The organism is Paraburkholderia sp. BCC1876 (genome assembly GCF_902833695.1).
In the GTDB taxonomy this organism is placed as follows: domain Bacteria; phylum Pseudomonadota; class Gammaproteobacteria; order Burkholderiales; family Burkholderiaceae; genus Paraburkholderia.
In genome coordinates, this window is the sequence record NZ_CADFGI010000001.1 from 172628 (window position 1) to 191339 (window position 18712).

9 protein-coding genes and 1 pseudogene are annotated in these 18712 nt (G+C 62.9%); 5 read left to right on the plus strand and 5 right to left on the minus strand.

Features of this window, described 5'->3' with window-relative positions:
* The first annotated feature begins 18 nt into the window (after positions 1–18).
* Positions 19–1470: a TIGR00366 family protein gene (locus tag HWY05_RS00660; RefSeq protein ID WP_176057074.1), complete on the plus strand. Its 1452-nt coding sequence runs from the start codon at positions 19–21 to the stop codon at positions 1468–1470.
* Positions 1471–1577: 107 nt separating this feature from the next.
* Positions 1578–1751: pseudogene (locus tag HWY05_RS00665) on the plus strand (hypothetical protein); the annotation flags it as partial.
* Between the two features lie 77 nt (positions 1752–1828).
* Here HWY05_RS00665 and HWY05_RS00670 read toward each other — a convergent pair.
* The 3 genes from HWY05_RS00670 to HWY05_RS00680 all read right to left on the minus strand — a co-directional run bounded on the left by HWY05_RS00670 (position 1829) and on the right by HWY05_RS00680 (position 3169).
* Positions 1829–2077: a hypothetical protein gene (locus HWY05_RS00670; RefSeq protein ID WP_035557162.1), complete on the minus strand. Its 249-nt coding sequence runs from the start codon at positions 2075–2077 to the stop codon at positions 1829–1831.
* A gap of 583 nt (positions 2078–2660) precedes the next feature.
* Entirely contained in the window at positions 2661–2870 is a 210-nt protein-coding gene (locus tag HWY05_RS00675) for a hypothetical protein (protein WP_035557164.1), read from the minus strand.
* A 65-nt stretch (positions 2871–2935) separates the two neighbouring features.
* Positions 2936–3169: a hypothetical protein gene (locus HWY05_RS00680; protein WP_176057075.1), complete on the minus strand. Its 234-nt coding sequence runs from the start codon at positions 3167–3169 to the stop codon at positions 2936–2938.
* A gap of 364 nt (positions 3170–3533) precedes the next feature.
* On the opposite strand from HWY05_RS00680, the gene HWY05_RS00685 reads away from it, so the two are divergent.
* Entirely contained in the window at positions 3534–5021 is a 1488-nt protein-coding gene (locus HWY05_RS00685; RefSeq protein ID WP_051980793.1) for an MFS transporter, read from the plus strand.
* 67 nt (positions 5022–5088) lie between these two features.
* A complete protein-coding gene (gene pstS, locus HWY05_RS00690; RefSeq protein WP_176057076.1) occupies positions 5089–6180 on the plus strand; it encodes a phosphate ABC transporter substrate-binding protein PstS in 1092 nt (363 codons plus the stop codon).
* Positions 6181–6230: 50 nt separating this feature from the next.
* Here pstS and HWY05_RS00695 read toward each other — a convergent pair whose 3' ends face one another.
* Both HWY05_RS00695 and HWY05_RS00700 read right to left on the minus strand, forming a co-directional pair.
* Positions 6231–6707, minus strand: coding sequence for a hypothetical protein (locus HWY05_RS00695; RefSeq protein WP_035557168.1), 477 nt, complete (start codon positions 6705–6707; stop codon positions 6231–6233).
* A gap of 11 nt (positions 6708–6718) precedes the next feature.
* The gene (locus HWY05_RS00700; protein ID WP_035557171.1) at positions 6719–7486 is read right to left on the minus strand and encodes a DUF2092 domain-containing protein; all 768 of its coding nucleotides are present in this window, start codon (positions 7484–7486) and stop codon (positions 6719–6721) included.
* An 825-nt stretch (positions 7487–8311) separates the two neighbouring features.
* On the opposite strand from HWY05_RS00700, the gene HWY05_RS00705 reads away from it, so the two are divergent.
* Positions 8312–18682: a YDG domain-containing protein gene (locus tag HWY05_RS00705; RefSeq protein WP_176057077.1), complete on the plus strand. Its 10371-nt coding sequence runs from the start codon at positions 8312–8314 to the stop codon at positions 18680–18682.
* Positions 18683–18712 lie beyond the last annotated feature (30 nt).

The following is an 18712-nucleotide window of genomic DNA, read 5'->3' on the forward strand; positions in this document are numbered from 1 at the left end:
ACGCGAAAGGAGATCGAGATGAAAGAATTGACGGAAATGCGCAAGAGTGACGCGTCCGACGCCGAGCGTGAGGGCGTACTCGAACGAATGGCCGCCAGCGTGGCGCGCTGGTCGGAAAAGTGGTTTCCGGACGCGTATATTTTCGCGGCCATTGCGGTCGTGATCGTGGCGGCCGGCGCGCTGGCGATCGGCGCGCCGGTCAGGCAGGTCGGCATTGCGTTCGGCGACGGTTTCTGGAGCCTCATCCCGTTCACGATGCAGATGGCGATCGTCGCCATCTCGGGTTACGTCGTCGCGGTATCGCCGCCCGCGTCGAGACTGATCGACGGGCTCGCGCGCCTGCCGTCGTCCGGGCGTGCGGCGGTGGCGTTCGTCGCGCTGATCAGCATCGGCGCATCGTTGTTCAACTGGGCCATCAGCCTGATCTTCAGCGGTCTCCTGGTTCGTGCGCTTGCGCGCCGTACCGACCTGCGCATGGATTACCGGGCCGCCGGCGCGGCCGCGTATCTGGGCATGGGCGCGACGTGGGCGCTTGGCTTGAGTTCCTCAGCCTCGCAACTGCAGGCGAATCCGGACAGCCTGCCCAAGGCATTGCTGGCCATCACCGGGGTGATCCCGTTCTCCGAGACCATCTTTCTGCCTCAGTCGATGCTGATGGCCGCGGTGCTGACCGCTGCGTCGTTGCTGATCGCTTATCTGTCCGCACCCCGCGACGCGCGTGCGAAGACCGCGACTGAGCTGGGGATTCAACTCGACGAAGCGCATGCGACGATCGCGCGACCGACACGCCCGGGAGACTGGCTCGAATACAGCCCGCTCATCACCGTCGTTATCGTCGCGATCGGTGCGATCTGGGGTTGGCACGAGCTCACGACGAAAGGCCCGATGATCGCGATCTCGAATCTGAACACCTACAATTTCCTGTTCCTGATGCTCGGAATGTTACTGAACTGGCGGCCACGGCGATTCCTCAACGCCGTTGCACGTTCGGTGCCGTCGGTTGCCGGCGTACTGATCCAGTTTCCGTTGTACGGTGGCATCGCCTACCTCCTGACGAAAGCGTCGGCGCCCACCGGATTGCCGCTCTCCGATCACCTCGCGCATTTCTTCGTCGCGCTGTCCTCGCATTCGTCGTTTCCCGCGGTGATGGGGGTGTATTCCGCCGTCCTCGGATTCTTCGTGCCTTCCGGCGGCGGCAAGTGGATCATCGAAGCACCCTACGTGATCGAGGCCGCCAAACTGCTGCAGGTTCACCTGGGCTGGGCGGTGACGATCTACAACGCGGCCGAGGCATTGCCGAACCTGATCAACCCGTTCTGGATGCTGCCGCTCCTCGGCGTGCTCGGGCTGCGCGCACGCGACATTGTCGGATTCACGTTCACGCAACTGGTCGTGCATCTCCCGCTGGTGATCTTCATGCTCTGGGCCTTTGCGGGAACGCTCACCTACCATCCGCCAGTCATGCCTTAACTCACGCCGCGCTCCCGATGACCGACTGACTTCGCCTCAATCTTTCCGCGCGCCGCGCACTCGAAGCAGCCGAACGATGCCGCAGCTTTACCGCGGCCGCCAACGAACGGAGTCTGACACACGGCGCGATCCGCCATCAGATCCGGCAGATCGAATCGATGCTGGAAATTTTTTCGCGGCGGCGATTTGGGAATTCTCCCCGGCTGTTCTTGCCAAAATGGCCACAGCACCTCACCGAAGATTGCTGTGGCCATATGTTCCGGCTAAAAACACTGATGTAAAACATTTACGAAAAGTCGCGACGATGAATCACTTTATTTTTCCGCGCAGACATTTTCATTTACATCAGTGCGGAATATCAGCCGCGGTGCCAAACCGTGTTGTTCGACCACAGCAACTTACCGTCAGTCGCCAGAACACCCGTTTTAGGCGGTTGATCGTCAGTAAAATTGACGGTCAGAACCGGGGCGCCCAGGTTTGAGCTATAGCCTTGAAACGGACCGCGGCCGCCTGAATATTGAACGGAAACAACGTCCCAGGCACCGGTAATCGTGATTTTGGTATTGTTGCCATCGATCCACTGTCCTGCAAATGTATTTGCACTCATGTCTTTATCCTCGGAATGGCCTCTCACAGGGACCAGCGAATTATTGAAGTGAGTAGGCATCTGCAATATGCAACTGGAAGGCGTTGCCCCGTTAAACGTGGCGCCACAAAAAAATCCATAATAAATAGAAAGGGCCTTCGTGGCACGCCAATAATGGACCGCTGCATTTTACAAGTAAACCAGATTGTGGGTAAAATATGATATCGGCATAAAAATGTGAAATAAAATGATTCGATTCGATTATTTCATGCCTGATAGATTGATAATCTCGTGCCGACTCGCCTGGTTCAACTGGAGTCCACTATTCCCGATCTGATGAACTCACTTTGTCACAGGCTTGCCATTAAAATCATGAATCACTTGGTTCAAGTCAAAGGTGCTTGAAAATATCGCCGGGATACCGTAAACGAGAACCGCTGGACCTTCGTTGAGACCAGAAGACGTTCTCCGGCAACGAGCGCTCGAGATCGAGCACGTGAAGCGGTGAACCGCGAAACGCCAGCGCATGCGGTTCGGGCGCAAGTTGACGAAGATCGATCGCGGGATCGAGCAACTTGAGCCTCGCGGGGCTGCCAACTAGCAGTCAGACGAACACGTTAATGATCCCGCCAATCAACCCCACCACAGGCGCAACCGCTGCAACCGCCGCGGCAACGTGGACCACGTCGCCGGCGATACGGTCCACTGTCTGAACGAAATTCGAATTCGACGACGGCGCACGCTGGTTCGACGACGACGTCGTCCATTGATTTGATGCTGCGACAGCGGAGCTCGCAAGGGAACCGATATTCACGCACACCTCCAGTGAGATCAAACAAGGCAGAACAGGTTGGCAGCCCGCATGACGACATTCAGTGCTTACCGACCCGTAACACCCCTTACTTTAAATAAGCGTTGCTGGCCGCGCTCGCCGGCGCGTCCACGTGCAACATCGCAGCCATGCGGACCTGATTCATCGGACGCTGGAATCATATGAAACATTTTCCTTTCCGGCAAGTAAGCTGTTGTGAGAGATTTGGTAAGGAAATGGAAGTTCTTTTGATAGAAATACGGCAGCGTGCGCTGAGGTTTTTTCCACGCTACAAGAATCATTACGGATTCCAGATGATCTGGATTTCGCCCAATGCCCTCTAAAATTCAGTACATAGTCAGCGCACGGAACGCCATTCATACCGCTCGACAAAAACTTCACCAATGCAAAGCCCCCTCCTCTTCCGTCGTCACCCGCAACGGTCATCCACGCGACCCTCGCGAAAGTCACGATACCGTCACGAAATCACCGCCACACTGCGGCTCTCAACTGCGGCCGCTTCAGCCCACCTCGTGGTGCACTTCGCGTTGAATTGAGCATAGACTTGGCAAGCGCGATTTCCATCGAGCGCTGCTATGCGCCGCACAACGCTGGTCACACGCGATTCGCCGCTGCAACAGTAATCATCTGACCAGGAGCTTACGTATGCACGACATGGCGGCTACGGACGACTTGCAAAAAGCGAATATCAAGTCGGTCCAGGAGTACATCGACGAGCGGCCGATGTGGGCAGACGGAACGCGCTTACCTTCAATTCCAATGACCAAGATGCAGTGGCGCATCTGGTCACTCGCCGCGGCCGGAAAGTTCTTTGAAGGCTTCGTCGTGTTTATGACCGGTGTCGCGCTGCCGCTGATCTCGCGCGAGTTCGGCATCGGCGCGGCACAAAACGGCTTTATCAGTGCGGCGAGCCTGTGCGGCATTCTGGTCGGCGCGGTGGGACTGGGCGGCATGTCCGATCACTTCGGACGCAAACGCATGTTCATCGTCGAGATGATCATCTTCGTCGCGTTCCTCGTGCTGCTGGTGTTCTGCACCAATTTCGTTTCGCTGGTGGTGTGTCTGTTCGGTCTGGGCGTGGCGCTCGGTTGCGACTATCCGACCGCCCACATGATCATCTCCGAAAGCATTCCGAGTACGAGTCGCGGCAAGCTGGTGCTGGCCGCGTTTGCCTTTCAGGCCGTGGGCGCGCTGGCGGGAACGGGCGTGGGCTTTCTGGTGCTGTCGATGGTGCCGACGCTCGACGCATGGCGCTGGATGTACGGCACGGCGATTTTCCCGGCCTTGCTGGTCACGATCGGGCGCTTCTTCATTACCGAAAGTCCCAACTGGCTGCACGTACGCGGCGCGACCGATCGGGCGGAACTCGCCGCTCGCCGCTTGCTGGTTCGTTACCCGCAGTATCCGGCCGAGATCGTTCTCGCGCGCGAATTCGTCGTGGTCGGAAAAGGTGAGCACGAGAAAGGCAGCTTCCTCGCGCTGTTCGAACGGAAGAACCTGCGCGCGACGATCTTCGCCTCCGCGCCCTGGTTTCTGCAGGATCTGGGCACCTACGGCATCGGCATCTTCACGCCGACGATTCTCGCCACCGCGTTCGGCGCCAAGCCCGATCACGTGCGCAGCATCGCCGATCTGATCCTCAACGATATCCTCGCCGCCAAGGGCGCCGCGCTGATCACGGCCCTGCTGATCATCGGCATCATGTTCGCGGTTGCGCTGGCGGACAAGTTCGGGCGAATCTGGCTTCAGGTCGTCGGCTTCGTCGGCTGTGCGGTCGGCTTGCTGATCGCGTCGTTCTCCGACAGCTTCGACGGCACAGCGAAAACCGCGATGATTTTCGCGGGCTTCATGCTCTTCAATTTCATGACCAATCTCGGACCGAACGCGCAAACCTATCTGCTCGCGGGTGAAGTCTTCCCCACCTCGATCCGCGGAACCGGCGCGGGCTTCGCGGCAGCGGTCGGCAAAATCGGCGCGGTCGCCACGGCGTTTCTGTTTCCGATCCTGCTCAACAGCATCGGCACGGGTCCACTTCTTTACATTCTGGTGGGTACGTCGCTCCTCGGCGCCGTGGTCACGTGGTTGTTCCGTATCGAAACCAACGGGGTGAACCTCGACCAGATCGGCCGCTAATCGTACGCGGCCGATTACCGGCACGCGATTGAAGCAATGCTTTCGCAACAAGGCGACGGAGACTCGCATGGCTTACCCGCGTAACAGGCAGGGATTCTGGTTAAAGTGGCGCAACTTCGCAGGATGGACGCTCGGTGCGGCGACACTCACCATGCTGGTCAGTGCCCCCGGTCTGGCACAAGAGATGACGCTCAACGAAACAGGCTCGACCCTGCTCTATCCGCTTCTTACCATTTGGGTCGCGCAATACGCCAGGTCACACCCCGGCGTTCAGATCAACATCGGCGCCACCGGTTCCGAGGCGGGTGTCCAGCAAGTGATCGCAGGCAAGGTGAATATCGGCGCGTCGGACGCCTACATGTCGGACGCGGAGATCAAACACAATCCGCGGATCATCAATGTGCCGCTGGCCATCGCCGCCCAGTCGATCAACTACAACGTGCCGGGGCTCAACGCGATTCATCTGAAGCTGGATGGCCCGACGCTTGCCGGGATTTATTCCGGTACGGTCCGCTCGTGGGACGCACCGCAAATCACGGCACTCAACCCGGGTGTGTCGCTGCCTCATCACGCGATCGTGCCGATTCGTCGCGCGGAAGGTTCGGGCGACACGTTCGTGTTCACGCAATTCCTGACGTTCTCCACGCCTTCGTGGGAGAGCGATCACGGTTACGGCACAACGATCTCATGGCCCAGCGTGCCTGCCGGCATAACGGCCACCGGTAATGCGGGCATGGTGAAGTCGATCCAGTCGACCGACTACTCGATTGGTTATGTCGGCGTGAGCTATAGCGATAACATTGCCCAGGCGAAAATCGGCACGGCGGCGCTGAAGAATGGCGCGGGCGAATTCGTCTTGCCGACCCGGGACACGATCATGGCCGGCGCTGCTTCGCTCGGCGCACGCACGCCGCCTGACGAGCGCCTCACGCTGGTATTCGCGCCCGCTAGCGGCGCTTATCCGCTCGTGAACTATGAGTACGCCGTTGTCTCTACCCAGCAATCCAGTCCGGCAACCGCCGCCGCGATTCGTCGTTTTCTGCTCTGGACGATTCTGCCGTCCGAAGACAACGAGGCATGGCTGACCGGCGCGCACTTTATTCCGTTGCCGCCGCACACCTGGGAATTGAGTCAGGCGCAGATCCAGTCGATCAAATGAAAAAAGCCCTGCGCGACGCGCAGGGCTCGACGCTCATTGCGTAACGCCCCTCAGGGCTGATTGACCACAATGTAGGTCACGTTGCTGCCTTGATACTGCGGTTGATACCAGACCGTCCCGCATTGCATGTACGCGACATTGACACGCATCACCTGAACGCAACTCGGCGGCAACTGATTGGCGCGTATCACCGAGCCGACCACCGCCGACGTAACCGCTACCGTTGCGGTCACGGCCGCGGCCGTCGCGATCGGATGATAGTGGTCGTCATAACGGCCGCCGTGATTGTCGACGTTGATGTTGACGTCACGATTGCTGTTCACGTTGACGTTCTTGTTGCTGTTCACCGTGGTCCGGCTCGAACTGCGGTTCACCTTGTTGCCGCCCGCCGGCCCGGGTCGATTGATGGATGCCTTGGCCTGCCCTTTTTCACGCGGTCCGGCCAGCGAGTCGGCCGACGCGGCAGCGGTGACAAGCGCAACAGCCGTGACCGCCAGCAGAACGAATTGCGAATGTGTCCGTTTCATCTGGTCACCCCTTATTCCTTGACTTTCTTGAACGGGATCGACGTATCGCCCTTGCCCGGTGCGAACGTAAAGCTGGATTCCTTGATGGCCGGCGTCAGGTTCCAGCGGTACACCGCGCTGTATTCAGGCTTGCTGTCGTCGTCGGTCGTCGTGATGACGAGCTTGCAGGGCAAGGGCTTGTCGGAGCGGGACACCCACAACTGCCAGTCGGCGCCATCCTGGCGGAACGCCAGGTGATCGCATACCTTGCCGTCGACCTTCGACGGGCCGACGTACGCCGCGCTCTTGAGCGCGTCGATCTGCGACTGATCGCTGCCGAACAGGAACAGATCTTCCATGGGCAACTGCAGGCCGTAGTAATCCTCGAACTGGTGCAAGGCATCGAGGATTTTCGGCGGTGCGTTGACCGTGGTGTAGTACTTCAGGCTCGGCGAGTACTGCGTAAGCTGTTTGCCGTTGTAGAAGTACTCGCGGCTTTGCGTGTCGGTTTCGGCTCGCGCGTAGAGATGACTTCTGCCTTGCACCACCATCTCCGTGGTGCCGAGCGTCTTGATCTTTTGCCCGTTGTCGAGCACGACATCGCGCTCCACCGCGGCGTTCACCTGGAAATCAGGCAGGCTGCGAAGGTAATCTCCCATTTGCACCACTTTGTCCACGACCTGTGGATTGACCACGGCGGCGGAGTCGGCGGGTTCGGGGGCATTGGTTGCGTCGGCGGCCCAGACTGAGGTGGTCAGTGGAACCACCAGCAGACATAGCAATCTGGCGCTAGGTGCCATAGGGCTTCTCCTGAATAGTCGTAGTACAGGATCGAAAAACGGCGGTAATAGCGATTTCGAACAGGCAGCTGATACGGCGGGTCAACGCGGGCCGGCCTCAGCCCAATGGTTATTGCTCGTGTTTCGTTGATGCGTATTTCAGTGACACTCAATGAAATGCGAATTCGCGCAGACAATCAAAGCCACGGATTCGAGTTCGACAAGCGGTGGAGGATGGATATCCGCGTCAGACTTTACTTCAATTTTCACTGCATGCGTGATGTTGGCGATAAAAATAGGGATCAGTAATTCGTGCTGAATCGAAGTCCATATCACATATTTACAATGGTGGCGCATTCGCTGCCAAAAATTCCAGTCATTCCATTATGCGTATGCCGGGAACCCCGTGGGCCAATGAACATCGGCATGCCGCGGAACGGTTGCTGTATTGCATCATCGATTGATATGTTGAATTTTTCTTTTCGGGTGCTACACTCAATTCGCGCACAATCATGCATGACAGGTGTGGCTTTCTTTTAAACCACCGCTGACTTTTCATGGAAGTCAGTGTGAAAGCGAGCCTGCGCAAGATACTGCTCGTCATGCCGGCGTTTTATCGCGTTCGCTTCGCGCAACGATTCAATCGTGAATCGTTGTAATAGACATGCCGTTGCAATACGCATTTCATTCGACTATTCGTCGTTGTCCAGGTGTCCACGCAATGAAAATTCGACCTCCGCGTTAAAGGTCGATCCGTGATCGCCACCCTGCGGTTCGCGACGATTCTGCATGCCGTTTTCGCCGAAGCTTCCCATTCCGATTGCGATGCTCACGATTGACGACGCCATGAACCATATCTTTCGCCTGTGCTGGAATCGTGCTCTCAAACAGTGGGTCGTTGCGTCCGAGCTGGCCACGCGTCGATCAGCGGGCGCCTCCGGCCAATGTGGCCGAGCCGCGAAACGCGGCGTGGGTTCATCGTTCGTCGTGACGGTGTCGTTCATCGTCGCCGAGCTGGCGCATGCGGGCGGCCCGAGCGGCGGACAGATTGTCTCCGGCGCCGGCAGTATCCAGCAATCGGGCGCGACGACCACGATCCAGCAAGGCAGTCAGACGCTCCAGTTGAACTGGCAAAGCTTCAATATCGGCGCGGGCCAAACGGTCAATTTTCTGCAGCCGGGGCGCGGTTCGATCGCGGTCAATCGCATCCTGGGCAGCACGCCGAGCGAGATATTCGGGCGTCTGAACGCCAACGGCCAGGTGTGGCTGATCAATCCCAACGGCGTGCTGTTCGGCCCCACGGCGCAGGTCAACGTGGGCGGCCTGGTGGCCACTACACTGGACCTCGACGCCGGCACCCTCGGCAGCAATAGTCGCCGTTTCAGCGGCTCCGGCAAGGGCAGCGTCGTCAATCAAGGCACGATATCCGCCGCCGACGGCGGTTACGTCGCCCTGCTGGGCAACGTGGTCTCCAACCAGGGCGTGATCAGCGCGCGGCTCGGCACGATTGCGCTCGCCGGTGGCAGCGCCGCGACGCTGACGTTCAACGGCTCGCAGCTCGTGCGACTCCAGGTGGACGGCAGCACGCTGAACAACCTCGCGGAGAACCGCCAGTTGCTGATCGCCGACGGCGGCCAGGTGATCATGACGGCCGGCGCCAAAGATGCGCTGCTGGCCAGCGCGGTGAACAACACGGGCAAGGTGCGCGCGCAGACGGTCGAAAACCATCAAGGCACGATCACGTTGCTGGCGGGTATGGAAGCCGGCCAGGTCAACGTCGGCGGGACCCTGGACGCCAGCGCGCCGGGCGGCGGCAACGGCGGCTCGATCGAAACCTCGGGCGCGCATTTCAGCGTGGCGCCGGGCACCCGGATCACGGCGGCCGCGCCCAGCGGGCGGGCCGGTACGTGGCTGGTCGACCCGATCGATCTGACTATCGACGCCACCGCCGCCACCGCCATTTCGAGCACGCTGCAGGGCGGCACGAACGTTACCGAGCAGACCACGGCGTCGGGCGCCTCGGGCTTCGGCGTGCAGGCGCCGGGCGCGGGCGACATCAACGTCAATTCGGCGATCAGCTGGAGCAACGCGGCCGCCAGTCTGACGCTGCAGGCGCTCAACGCGATCTACGTGAACGCGCCGGTAACCGGTGCGGGCGCGGTGACGATGCAGGCCGGCACCGGTAATCTGACCATCGCCTCGGGCGCGTCTATTGTGGGCGGCGCCGGCGTGGTGCTGGCCACCGCCGCCAACTTCGTGAACAACGCGGGTAGTGCCGCCGTCAGCACGGGAACCGCGTCGCCGTGGCTGATCTATTCGACCAACCCCATGAGCGATACGGCCGGTGGACTCACGCCTTCGTTCATCCAGTACAACGCCGCATACAACGCCACGAACCCCACCGCACCGGTCGTTACCGGCAACGGCTTCCTCTATGGCCTGGCGCCCACCGTCACCCTCACCGGCCTGACCGGCAGCGTGACCAAAGTCTACGACGGCACGACGCTCGCCAGTCTGAGCGGCGCCAACCTGGTGACGACGGGACTCGTCAACGGCAATATCGTCACGAAAGCCACCGGCACGTATGCGTCGGCAAATGCCGGTTCGGGCATTTCGGTCAGCTCGCCAACCTCGATCGCGAACGTCAGCTTCGCCGATTCGACCGGCACCATTCCCGTGTACGGCTACAAAGCGGCCGGCTCGCCCGCCACCGCCATCATCGGCATCATCACGCCCGCGCCGCTCACGGCCACCATTGTCGGCAATCCGACCAAGGTGTACGACGGCACCACCTCGGCGCCGCTCACGGCGAGCAATTACGGTTTCACCGGTTTCGTGGCCGGCCAGGGCGCGACGGTCAATCAGGCCAGTTCCGTCTCTTATGCAAGCGCCGACGCCGGCACGGCGATCCCGGTCAATGCGACGTTCACGTCGACGAATTTCGTCGCGAACACCGGCACGAATCTGGCGAATTACTCGCTGCCGGTCTCCGCGACGGGCAGCGGCGCCATCACGCCCGCGCCGCTGATCATTAGCGGGCTGATCGCCGGCAACAAGGTCTACGACGGCACGCGGGCCGACACGCTCAACGTGAACGGCGCGTCGCTCTTCGGCATCATCGGCGCGGACAGCGGACAGGTGGCGCTGAACGCATTGGGCGCGACCGGCACCTTCTTTACCCCGAACGTCGGCACCGGCATCACGGTGGTCGCCAGCGGCTTCACCCTGACGGGCGCGAAGGCGTCCAACTACCAGATCAGCCCGCCCTTGAACCTCGCGGCCGACATCACGCCGAAGCTTCTGTCGATCACGGGCGTCACCGCGAACAGCAAGGTGTACGACGCCACCACGACGGCTTCGCTCAACGTCGGCAGCGCTGCCGTGTCGGGGCTGGTGCCGTCCGACAGCGGCAACGTCACCCTGTCGACGAGCGGCTCGACCGGCACCTTCAGTCAGGCCGATGTGGGCAGCAACCTGGCCGTCTCGGCGAACGGCTTCGTGCTGGCCGGATCGGCGGCCGGCAATTACTCGGTCGCGGCGCTCATCGGCGTCACGGCGAATATCACGCCGGCTGCGTTGACCATTACCTTCCTCGGTTCGCCGACCAAGGTCTACGACGGCAGCGTCAACGCCACGCTCGGCGCGGCGAACTACACGATCGCCGGTTTCGTGGGCGGCCAAGGCGCCACCATCGGACAGACCTCGTCGGTCTACGCCAGCAAGAACGCCGGGACCGGCATTGCCGTCACCGCGACGCTGGCGCCGTCGGATTTCACGCCCGCGGCGGGCACCTCGATGTCGAACTACACGTTCCCGGCCAGCCTGACGAATCCGAACGGCATCATCCAGCAGGCGCCGATCGTGGTCGGCATCATCAACAACCCGACCAAGGTCTACGACTCGACGACCACGGCGACGCTCGGCCCCGGCAACTACCAGGTGAGCGGCGCGATTCCCGGCGAGACCGTCAACCTGAATCCGGCGCCGACCACCGGCGCCTATGCGTCGCCCAACGTCGGCTTCCAGGGCGTGAGCACCAGCCTGAGCGCGGCCAATTTTTCCGCGGGGCCCGGCACCCTGCTCTCCAACTACGCGCTGCCCGCCACGGCGATCGGCATGGGCACGATCGTGCAGATGGCGCTGAGCGGCAGCTTTACCGCGGCGATTACCAACAATCCGTCGAAGACTTACGACGGCACCACCGTCGCCACGATTCCCGCCGGCGACTTCACGCTGTCGGGCTTCCAGGGCAACGACAGCGCGGCCGTGTCGCAAACCATCACCGGACAATATGCGTCGAAGAATGCGGGCCAGCAGCCCGTTTCGGCCACGCTGACCCTGGGCGACTTCACGGCCGGACCAGGCACGAATCTGGGCAATTACACGTTCCCCGTGATCGCCTACGGCGTCGGCACGATCATTCCGGCGCCGCTCACGGTCAGCATCGTCGGCAATCCGAGCAAGGTCTACAACGGCGTCGCGAGCGCGCGGCTCAACAGCGGCAACTTCCAGATCGGCGGCTTCGTGAGCGGCGAAGGCGCGACGATCACGCCGTCCACCCAGTTCGACTACGCGCAAGCCAATGCGGGCGGCTGGACCGTCAGCGGGCAACTGGTGCCGGGCAACTATGCGGCCAACGGCAATACGCTGTTGAGCAACTACACGCTGCCGACCACCGCGTCGGGCCCCGGCACGATCACGCAGGCGCCGCTCTATATCCTCAACACCTACGCGAACAACAAGGTCTACGACACGACCACGGCCGATACCCTGAATGTCGGCAGCGCCGCGCTGTCGGGCCTGGTGGCGGGCGACACGAACAGCGTAACGCTGAACACCTCCACCGCCGGTACGTTCGCGCAGTCCAACGTCGGCAACGGCATCGCGGTAAGCGCGAACGGCTTCAGCATTTCAGGCAGTGCCGCCGGCAATTACGCGCTGCAGCCGATCGCCGGACTGACGGCGAACATCACCCCGGCGCAACTGTTCGTGAACGGCGCCATGGCGAACAACAAGGTCTACGACGGCACTACGGCGGCGACGATCAATAGCGGCGGCGCCACGTTGTCGGGCGTGCTCGGCAACGACAACGTCACGCTGGCTTCCGGCGCCGCCAGCGGTCAGTTCATCACACCGGCCGCGGGCACCAATCTGCAGGTGGTCGCGAGCGGCTTCACCGTCGGCGGCGCGCAGGCGGGTAACTACACGGTGTCGCAACCGTCGAACCTGATCGCCAATATCACACCGGCGCCCCTCTCCGTCGTGATCAGCGGCAATCCGGTCAAGCAGTACGACGGCAGTACCTCGGTGTCGCTCGGGGCGTCCGATTTCACGCTCACCGGTTTTGTGGGCAGTCAGAGCGCCACGGTCACGCAGACCGCGTCGAGCGGTTATTTTTCGCCGAACGTCGGCACGAACATTGGGATCGGCGCCACGCTGGAGCCGTCCGACTATGCCGCGCCGCTCGGTACGAACCTCTCGAACTATCTGCTGCCGACGTCCGCGACGGGTTCGCTCGGCGCGATCACGGCGAAGGTGATCGACCTCACCGGCACGCGGGTCTATGACGGCACGATCAACGCCGAATCGGGACTCTTCAGTTCGGGCGGTCTGGTCAACGGCGTCAACGGCCAGACGCTGACGTTGAGCGGCGTCGGCATGCTGCCCAGTAAAAACGTCGGCAACAAGGTGCCGCTGGGCAGTCTGGGCACCCTCGCGTTGTCCGACGGAACCGGCCTCGCGAGCAACTACACGCTGACGGGTGGCACCGATTGGGTGACCGTGACCCCGGCCCTTCTAACGGTCCTCAATACGACCGCCAGCAACAAGATCTACGACGGCACCACGGCGGCGGCGCTGCAGAATGCGCTGCTGTACGGCGTGATCGGCGGCGACAGCGTGTTGCTCGGCAATGCGGCGACCGGCACGTTCAACAACAAGAACGTCGGCACCAACAAGCCGGTGTCCACGCAGATGACGATCTCCGGCACGGACGCCGGCAACTACACGCTGGTCCAGCCGAGCGGCATTGTGGCCAGCATTACGGCGCTCGGTATCACGGTAGGCGCCACCGGCATCAACAAGGTGTACGACGGCACCACCGCGGCGCAGGTGTCGATGAGCAGCCCCGGCGTGGTGGCGGGCGACAATGTGGCGTTCACCAGCGCGTCGTCCAGTTTCGCGCAGGCCGACGTCGGCAACGCCATTCCGGTCACGGTAATGGGCATCGGCGTGAGCGGCAGCGATGCCGGCAACTACACGCTGAACAACACCTCGGCCACGACCAGCGCCAACATCACGCCGTTCGTGCTGAATCTGACCGGCAACCGGGTGTACGACACCACCGCTATCGCGGCGGCCAACCTGTTCGGTGCGAACGGCACGCTGGCCGGCGCCAACGGCGAGACGCTGACGCTGACCGGCACAGGGCAACTCACGGACAAGAACGTCGGCAATCAGAAGGCCTTCGCGGCGAACGGCCTGAGCGGCTACACGCTGACCGGCGTAGGCGGCGCCAAGTCGACCAACTACACGTTGAGCGGCGGCACGGACTGGGTCACGATTACGCCCGCGAGCCTGACGGTCACCGGCACGTATGCCGACAACAAGGTGTACGACGGCACGACCAGTGCGGCACTTCACGGTGCGGCGCTGAACGGCGTGCTCGGCTCGGACAACGTGACGTTGGCCAACGACACGATCGGGCAATTCAACGACAAAAACGTCGGCACCGGCAAGCCGGTCACCACCAGCATGACCACGACAGGCAGCGACGCCGGCAATTACACATTGACCCAGCCCGGTGGCATCACCGCCGACATCACGGCGCTCGGTATCACGGTCGACGCCACCGGCAACAACAAGGTCTACGACGGCACGAGAAGCGCCACCGTGGCGCTCGGCAGCACGGGCGTGGTGGCGGGCGACAACATCTCGTTCACCAGCAGCTCGGCCACCTTCCTGCAGCCCAACGTCGCTAACGGCATCCCGATCGCCGTGGTCGGCATCGGGACGACCGGCGCCGACGCGGGCAACTATACGTTGAGCAACAGCACGGCGTCGACCAGCGCGAACATCACGCCTTATGTGCTGAGTCTGCAGGGCACGCGTATCTATGACGCGACCACCGGCGCCAACGCGACGCTCTTCGGCAGCAACGGCGTGCTCACCGGCGTGAACGGCGAAACGTTGACGCTCGGCGGCGCCGGCACGCTGTCCACCAAAAACGTCGGCACGCAGCAACCGTTCGCGGCCGGCGGCCTCGCCGGCTTCACGCTGACGGGCAACGGCGCGGCCCTGCAGAGCAACTACACGCTGACGGGCGGCACCGACTGGGTCACCGTTACGCCGGCGACGCTCACGGTGAGCGGCGCCTCGGTGAACACGAAAGTCTACGACGCCACCACGAGCGCCACGTTGAGCGGCGCGACGCTATCGGGCGTGCTGCTGGCCGATACGGTCACGCTCGGCAACGACACCAGCGGCACGTTCGCCGACAAAAACGTCGGCACGTCAAAAACCGTGACGGCGTCCACCATGACGATCGGCGGGGCGGATGCCGGCAATTACACGCTCGTGCAACCCTCGGGTCTCACCGGCACGATCACGCAGCGCCCGATCACGGTCACCGCTACCGGCAACGACAAGGTCTACGACGGCTCGACGTCCGCGACGGCGGGCGTCGCCAGTACCGGCGTGCTGGCGGGCGACACCGTGAGCTTTAGCTACGGCACCGCCGCGTTCAACTCGCCGAACGCGGGCACCGGTATTCCGGTTCAGGTCGGCGGCATCACCGGCAGCGGCGTCGATGCGGGCAACTATTCGTTCAACACCACGGCCACGACCTCCGCGAACATCCTCCAGGCGGTGCTGAACCTCACCGGCACGCGCGCTTACGACGGCAGCACGAACGCGGTCGCAGGCCTGTTCGGCAGCAATGGCGTCGTGACCGGCGTCAACGGCGAAACGCTTACGTTGAGCGGCACAGGTACGCTGACGTCGAAAAACGTCGGCACGCAGACGCCGTTTACCGCCACGGGTCTGAATGGCTTCTCGCTGAGCGGCAACGGTGCTGCGCTGGCCAGCAACTACACGCTCGCGGGCGGCGTCGACTGGGTCACGATCACGCCGCTGTCGATCACCGTCGGCGCGACCGGGCAGAACAAAACCTACGACGGCACGACGGCCGCGACGGTGACGCTCGGCAGTAGCGGCGTGATCGCGGGCGATACGTTGAACTTCAGCTACGGCTCGGCCAGCTTCAGCACACCCAATGCCGGACACGCGATTCCGATCGCTGTAAGCGGTATTGCCGGCAGCGGCGCGGACGTGGGCAATTACGCCATCAATACGACCGCCACGACGAGCGCAGATATCGATCCGTTCATCCTCACGCTGAGAGGCACACGCGTCTACGACGGCACGACCGACGCCAACGCGATCCTGTTTGGCAATAGCGGCGTGCTGAGCGGCGTCAACGGCGAAACGCTGACGCTCACCGGCACGGGTACGCTGGTGGGCAAGAACGTGAGCCCGGCGCAGGCGTTCACCGCGACGGGCCTGAACGGTTTCACGCTGACCGGTAACGGCGCGGCGCTGGCCGGCAACTACACGTTCGTGGGCAGTGTGCCGTGGGTCGCGATTACGCCGAAGGCGCTGAGCGTGACGGCCGTCGGGCAGAACAAAACCTACGACGGCACGACGCTCGCGCAACTCGGCAGCTTCACCGTGAGCGGCCTCGTGGCGGGCGACAACGCGTCGATCTCGTACGGCGCGGCCAATTTCGGCTCGCCGAATGTCGGCACCGCGATTCCGGTGACGGTCACGGGTATCAGCGGCAGCGGCGCGGATATCGCCAACTACACGTTCCCCGGCTCGGCCACCACCAGCGCGGATATCACGGCGGCGATCCTGAACCTGACCGGCACGCGCAGTTACGACGGCACGGCCAACGCGTCCGCCGGGCTGTTCGGCAGCAATGGCGTGTTGACCGGGGTGAACGGCGAGACGCTGACGCTGGGCGGCGCCGGCACGCTGGCCACGAAAAACGCGGGCACCCAGCAACCGTTCGCCGCCAACGGTCTCGCCGGCTTCACGCTGACGGGCAACGGCGCGGCGCAGGCCAGCAACTACACGTTCGCCGGCGGCGTCGACTGGGTCACCGTCAACCCGCTCGCCGTCACGCTCACTGCCAGTGGGCAGAACAAGACCTACGACGGCACCACCACCGCCCAGGTCACGCTCGGCGAGAGCGGCGTGCTGACCGGCGACACCGTCACGTTCCACTACACGGGCGCGAACTTCAACACGCCGAACGTCGGCACCGCGATTCCGGTGCGGGTCTCCGGCATTACCGGCAGCGGCGCGGACGCCGGCAACTACACGTTCGCGAACAGCGCGACGACCAGCGCCAATATCACCCCGGCCATTCTCAATCTGACCGGCACGCGCAGCTACGACGGCACCGCCACCGCAGCGCCGGGGCTGTTCGGCAACAACGGCGTGCTGACCGGCGTCAACGGCGAAACGCTGACGCTCGGCGGCACGGGTGCCTTGTCCTCGAAGAACGTCGGCACGCAGATTCCGTTCGCGGCGAATGGGCTCGGTGGTTTTACGCTGACGGGCAACGGCGCGGCGCAAGCCGGCAACTACACGTTCGCCGGAGGCGTCGACTGGGTGAGCATCACGCCGCTCTCGCTGACGCTCGTCACCACGGCGCAGAACAAGACCTACGACAGCACGACGACCGCCCAGATCAGCGGCTTGACGATTCGTGGCCTGCTGGCGGGCGACTCCGCCAACTTCACCTACACCGGCGCGAACTTCGTCACGCCGAACGCCGGCAATAACATTCCGGTGGTGGTGTCCGGCATCGTCGGCACGGGCAGCGATCTCGGCAACTATTCGTTCAACACCACCACGCTGACGGTGGCGAACATCACGCCCGTGGTGCTGAACCTCACCGGTAGCCGGACCTATGACGGCAGCAATCAGGCCGCCGCCACGCTGTTCGGCAACGGCGGCGTGCTGACCGGGGTCAACGGCCAGTCGTTGACGCTGAGCGGTGCCGGCACGCTGGCGAGCAAGAATGTCGGGCAGCAGCAACCGTTCGCATCGGGCGGCCTCGCCGGTCTCACGCTGACCGGTAACGGCGCGGCGCTCGCGAGCAACTACACGCTGGCAGGCGGGGTCGACTGGGTGAGCGTGTCGCCGCTGGCGATCACGGTCACGGCGACAGGTCAAAACAAGGTCTACGACGGCACGAGAACCGCGTCCGTCAGTCTGGCCAGCAACGGTGTGGTGAGCGGCGACAACGTGACGTTCAGCCCGGGCGCCGCCAGCTTTGCTTCGCCGAATGCCGGCAACGGCATCGGCATTGCGGTCGCCGGTATCGCCGGCAGCGGCGCGGACGCGGGCAACTATACGTTCAACAACGCGGCCGCCACTTCCGCCGACATCACGCCCGCCCAGCTCAATCTGACCGGCACCCGGATCTACGACGCGACGACGAGTGCCACCGCAAGCCTGTTCGGCACGAACGGCACGCTGCAAGGCGTGAACGGCGAAACACTGACGCTCGGCGGCGCCGGCACGTTGTCCACGAAGAATGTCGGCACCGCGCTGCCGTTCGCGGCGGGCGGCCTCGCCGGCTTCACGCTCAGCGGTAACGGCGCCGCACTCGCGAGCAACTATGCACTGGCCGGCGGCACGGACTGGGTGACGATCACGCCGGCCACGCTCGCTGTCGTCGGCACGACGACGACCAACCGGCCCTACAACGGAACCGTGCTCGACGGTCTGTCGGGCGCGACGTTGTCCGGCGTGCTCGGTAGCGATCTGGTGACGCTCGGCAATCGCACCGTGGGCACGTTCCAGGATCCGAACATCGGCATGGACAAACCGGTGGGCACCGGCATGACGATCGGCGGCGTCGACGCGGGCAACTATGTGCTGGTGCAACCGGCCGGACTCACTGCGGACATCGTCGCGCCGGTCACGCCCGTGCCGCCTGGTGCGCTCGCCAGCACCCAGGCCCTGCTCGGCGCCGACGCCGTGTCGACGCCGTACGGCACGGCGTCGTCGACCTCCGAAGGCAATTTCGCGGGCAACCAGAAACAGGAGGATCGCCCGGTGGAGCGCAATCTGACGCGCACGGATTTCCGCTCCGGGCTCGCCCTCACCGTACTGAACGGAGGCGTCAAGCTGCCGACGAATTGAGGCCTCTCGTTGAAGCAAAAAATAAAGTGC

What these genes read in the sequence shown, in the direction of transcription:
- HWY05_RS00660 (WP_176057074.1), top strand. Translation starts at nt 19, where the DNA reads ATGAAAGAATTGACGGAAATGCGCAAGAGTGACGCGTCCGACGCCGAG.
- HWY05_RS00670 (WP_035557162.1), bottom strand. Translation starts at nt 2,077, where the DNA reads ATGAGTGCAAATACATTTGCAGGACAGTGGATCGATGGCAACAATACC.
- HWY05_RS00680 (WP_176057075.1), bottom strand. Translation starts at nt 3,169, where the DNA reads ATGATTCTTGTAGCGTGGAAAAAACCTCAGCGCACGCTGCCGTATTTC.
- HWY05_RS00685 (WP_051980793.1), top strand. Translation starts at nt 3,534, where the DNA reads ATGCACGACATGGCGGCTACGGACGACTTGCAAAAAGCGAATATCAAG.
- pstS (WP_176057076.1), top strand. Translation starts at nt 5,089, where the DNA reads ATGGCTTACCCGCGTAACAGGCAGGGATTCTGGTTAAAGTGGCGCAAC.
- HWY05_RS00695 (WP_035557168.1), bottom strand. Translation starts at nt 6,707, where the DNA reads ATGAAACGGACACATTCGCAATTCGTTCTGCTGGCGGTCACGGCTGTT.
- HWY05_RS00700 (WP_035557171.1), bottom strand. Translation starts at nt 7,486, where the DNA reads ATGGCACCTAGCGCCAGATTGCTATGTCTGCTGGTGGTTCCACTGACC.
- HWY05_RS00705 (WP_176057077.1), top strand. Translation starts at nt 8,312, where the DNA reads ATGAACCATATCTTTCGCCTGTGCTGGAATCGTGCTCTCAAACAGTGG.